This window comes from Treponema endosymbiont of Eucomonympha sp. (assembly GCF_001028545.1).
Map to the genome: position 1 here is coordinate 1 of NZ_BBPW01000071.1, position 4,218 is coordinate 4,218.

Genomic DNA, 4,218 nt, shown 5'->3' on the forward strand with positions numbered 1-4,218 from the left:
ACGGTCTTCCACTTGCTTTTCAGTTGAAAAAACGCTTGTTCCGCCGCTGCGCCAGATTCAAAAACACCGAACACCGCCGCGCCCGAACCAGACATTTGCGAAAATGCAGCCCCTGCCTTGGCAAGGTCTTCGAGCGCTTCGCCGATAAGCGGATATTGTTGTATCAACGGCGCTGCAAAACTGTTGACAAACGACCATTCGCTTGCCGGCTGATAATACATTGCTTCCAAATCGGCTAAACTGGGGCAGGGCGACTCGCCCGTCGATTCATGCCATTCGTCAACCAGCCGATAAGCTTCTGCTGTTCCGCTCTGCACGTCGGGACAAACCACCACAAAACACAGGTCTGTCCGCCTCGCGATAGGCTTTATCTGTTCGCCTCGCCCGGTAACAAGCGCACACCCGCCGCCCTCCCCGCAGGAAAGAAAAAAAAACACGTCGGAACCGACCCCGCTTGCAATCCGCGTAGACCGTTTGATATCTGGTTCTGTTTTGAAAAGCGCGTTAAGCGTCCGAATAAACGACGCGGCGTCTGACGAGCCCCCGCCCAGTCCCGCTCCCTGCGGTATACGTTTTTCCACGGTAACCCGCACGCTTGCGTCTATGCCGGTTTCTTCGCAAAACCCGCGATATACCCTCGTGAATGTGTTATTTTCCGGCAAATCCACCCCGTTACAGGCAACTTCACACACCCCACGCCCCCTAATTGAGGCAACGGTAAATTCGTCATAAAACGGAATGGTTTGGAATATGCTTTCGATATTATGATACCCATTCTGTCTGCCCCGCAAAACCCGTAAACCGATATTTATTTTTGCCGGAGCGACGCAACGAATACCATACGACATATTGAAAGCAGTATATAAAGACAGCAGGGCTTAGTCAACTAAACGCATTGCCCCGCGCGGCAGTGTTGACGGAAGAATAGATAAAAAACAAACACCTGATATGAAAGGCGGCGATGAGGGAAGCGGTGAGTTTTGCATAGCGCGCAGCGATTCTTCGTCAGCGTTTGAGAGCGCGGGAAACATTTTCAATGACGTGCCGACACCGATACAGTTCGCGGCTGTATGTTCTTTGCTCTTTCCGGCTTTTGACCGGAGGGATAATTGCTGCTATATCGTTTCCTCAAGCATATCTATCAGCGCATTCGTGTCATACGCCTTATCCGCACGGAACGCTTCCGCCTCCAATCCTTCCACAAAGACAATCCAACCGACAGGCGACATAGAGCTCTAATCGTGGACGCTGAGAGGAACGGAGAAAGTGTAACTGCGCGGTTCCTTCAGTGGCGTAGCGCCGCTGGAATGATTACCCCTTTGACGCGCCACGTGACCGAGGCGAGTGCGGGGACGACTACGCCGAGCTGCTTTGCGCCGTTGCCTATACGCTGGGGTTGCGCTACTATTCCGGCTGCCGGAGCGCCGAATACGAGGCAGCGGCTTTATGCCCGCCAAGGCGCGGTGTCGGCACAAACGGAGCGTGCATGAGTCAAACCGAAAAGCGCCTTTCGCTCGCCGGGCGGACGTTCGTCCTGCTGGGCACGGCGCATATTTCCCGCGAGAGCATTGCGGAGGCACGCGCGGCGGTCGCCGCCGAACAGCCCGACTGCGCGGCGATAGAGCTGGACGAGCAGCGCCTCGCGCTGCTGAAGAACCCCGATTCGTGGCAGAACCTCGACGTCGCGCAGGCGCTCAGGAAGGGGCAGGGCTTTGTGCTTATGGCGAATCTGGTGCTGTCGTCGTTTCAGCGCAGAATGGGCGCGGACGTCGGAGTGAAGCCCGGCGAGGATATGAAAGCGGCTATTCAGGCGGCGGAAGCGGCGGGGATTCCCGCCGTCATGGTTGACCGCCCGATTACCACGACGCTCCGCCGCGCGTGGGCGCGGAATTCGCTCTGGGGCAAAGCGAAGCTGCTCGCGGCGCTCGCCTCAAGCGCGTTCTCTAAGGAAGCAGTCTCCGCGGCGGATATCGAGAGCCTGAAGAACTCCAGCGAAATGGACTCGCTCATGGAAGAGCTGGCGGAGACCCTGCCCGCGGTAAAAACGGTGCTCATCGACGAGCGGGACCGCTACCTTGCGAGCCATATCTGGCAGTGCGGCGGGAACAAGGTGCTCGCCGTGCTCGGCGCGGGGCACCTGCCGGGCGTGGAGCGGCATTTGACGGCGCTTTCGGCGGGGCAGGAGTCGGCGGATACGTCCGAGCTTGAGGCGCTTCCGCCGAAAACGCTTGCGGGCAGGCTCGCCGGACTCCTCGTCCCCGCGCTGCTCGTCGCGCTGGTCGCCGCAGGCTTCGTAACGGGCGGCGTGCACGCGACCGTCGGTCTGCTGACGCGCTGGCTCCTCTGGAACGGCTCGCTCGCCGCGCTCGGCACCCTGCTTGCGGGCGGGCACGTCCTCGCGGTGCTTACCGGCTTCGTAACGGCGCCGTTCGCCACGCTGAACCCGTTCCTGAGCGTCGGCGTCTTTACCGGGTTCGTGCAGGCGTGGATACGGAAGCCGAAGGTGAGCGATATGGAAACCCTCGCCGAGGACGCGTCCTCGCTCCGCGGCTTTTACCGCAACCGCCTCCTCCGCGTGCTGCTCATATTCTTCGCCTCTTCCCTCGGCGGCGCTATCGGAAACATCATCGCGGTGCCCGCGCTCGTGTCCAGCCTGCTGCACTGAATGACGGCAGAGGCTGTTGACGCGAAGCAGGTCGGCGCGCGGGCGAGCCTCGCCGTCAAGCGGCTCGCGGTAAAGGCGGTGCTGGAACGCGGGCTTACCGCCGACGGCGACCGCATACTGCTCGCGGTGTCGGGCGGGAAGGATTCGACGGTGCTGGCGTGGGCGCTTTCGGCAATAAGGCGGGCGGTCAGGAAGGACTACGCGCTCGAGGCGCTCCATATTTCGAGCGACTTCTGCGCGTGCTGCAAGAAAGCCGCGCTCGCCGACCGCCTTGCCGAATGGGGCGTTCCGTTTCACGACCTGTTCGTGCCGGTCGTCGGGCGGCTCAAGGCGGGCAAAAAGATGAACTGCTACTGGTGCTCGACGCAGCGGCGGACGGAACTGCTGAAATACGCGGCGGGGCACGGCTTCAACAAGATTGCGCTGGGACACCACCTTGACGACATACTCGAAACCTTCTTCATGAACCTGCTGCACAAGGGCGAGCTTGCCGCAATGCCGCTGCTGCTTGCGTACCGGAAGTATCCGGCGAGCCTTATCCGCCCGCTCGCGTACGCCGAGGAGCGGCAGGTGGTCGAATGCGCCGCTGAACAGGGCATACTGAAGGCGGCGTGCACCTGCCCCTACGGGCAAAACTCCCTGCGGCGAGACGTGCGGCGGCGCATTGCGGGGCTGTGGTCGAATTCCGGCGCGGCAAAACGCCGCCTGTTCAAGGCGCTCTCGGACGCGGGGCTGCTGACCCGGTAGACGCTTGCCCGTACAGAGGTCAGCTTACCGCTCTATAAGGCGGCACCTTACAGTCCAGCAAGCCGGCGCCTTACAGTTAAGCCGACACCTTACTGGGCGGGCACGAGGCACCTGCTAGGGCGGGCACGAGACACCTGCTAGGGCGAGCACGAGACACCTGCGCGGGCGGGCACGAGACACCTGCTAGGGCGGGCACGAGACACCTGCTAGGGCGGGCATAAAAAAAGAGCGGGGCGTGTGCCCCGCTCTTGCGCGTCTATGCCGTTCACCAGCCCGCCCTATATGCCGAGTTCTTTCAAAGAACTCGGACGTTCCCTACGGGGAACGCCTGTTCCCTCAAGAAACTCGGTCCTTGCCCTTTCGGGCAACGCTGTTCCGTTCCGCAGCGGCTTTATTTCCAGTCAGTACGCCAGCCCCATATAAGTGAAACTTCATACCCTTCTATTGATATAATCTTTGTTACATCAACGATAGTAGTGTTGTCTCTTGCGCTCTTATGTTCTCCAATAGGAATTCCAACTGATTTCAAATGACGTTCAAACCTAGTTTGACCATATCCCGGTCCGAAAGCAAAACTATAGTTTGCGTCACCTTTTTTGAAAGCATGAAATAAGCCTTCCCATTCATTAGCTCCCCAGAAGCTGTTTTCATCAAATTCTGTCTTGCCCGTCGGCCCTTCTAGCCAAATATGGTTATAGTATGAATTTCGAGCAGCCCCGCCTACATTAGCGTCCCCGCTTGGAGAACTTGTCGGGCTGCCGCAGGAATAGAGAGCTGCCCCGATTCCCAGCGCGACTACTGTTACG

At 59.5% G+C, this 4,218-nt stretch carries 4 protein-coding genes; 2 read left to right on the forward strand and 2 right to left on the reverse strand.

Annotated elements, in window-relative coordinates; translation table 11 throughout:
* Positions 1–848, reverse strand: an 848-nt coding sequence (gene ispE, locus AWU74_RS04160; protein ID WP_162504786.1) for a 4-(cytidine 5'-diphospho)-2-C-methyl-D-erythritol kinase, incomplete at its 3' end; no start/stop codon positions are given.
* A gap of 638 nt (positions 849–1,486) precedes the next feature.
* On the opposite strand from ispE, the gene AWU74_RS04170 reads away from it, so the two are divergent.
* Both AWU74_RS04170 and AWU74_RS04175 read left to right on the forward strand, forming a co-directional pair.
* The gene (locus AWU74_RS04170; protein ID WP_062327946.1) at positions 1,487–2,665 is read left to right on the forward strand and encodes a TraB/GumN family protein; all 1,179 of its coding nucleotides are present in this window, start codon (positions 1,487–1,489) and stop codon (positions 2,663–2,665) included.
* Positions 2,666–3,412: a tRNA 2-thiocytidine biosynthesis TtcA family protein gene (locus AWU74_RS04175; protein ID WP_162504787.1), complete on the forward strand. Its 747-nt coding sequence runs from the start codon at positions 2,666–2,668 to the stop codon at positions 3,410–3,412.
* Positions 3,413–3,803: 391 nt separating this feature from the next.
* Here the strand turns inward: AWU74_RS04175 and AWU74_RS11540 are convergent.
* Positions 3,804–4,218, reverse strand: a 415-nt coding sequence (locus tag AWU74_RS11540; protein ID WP_187150827.1) for a hypothetical protein, incomplete at its 5' end; no start/stop codon positions are given.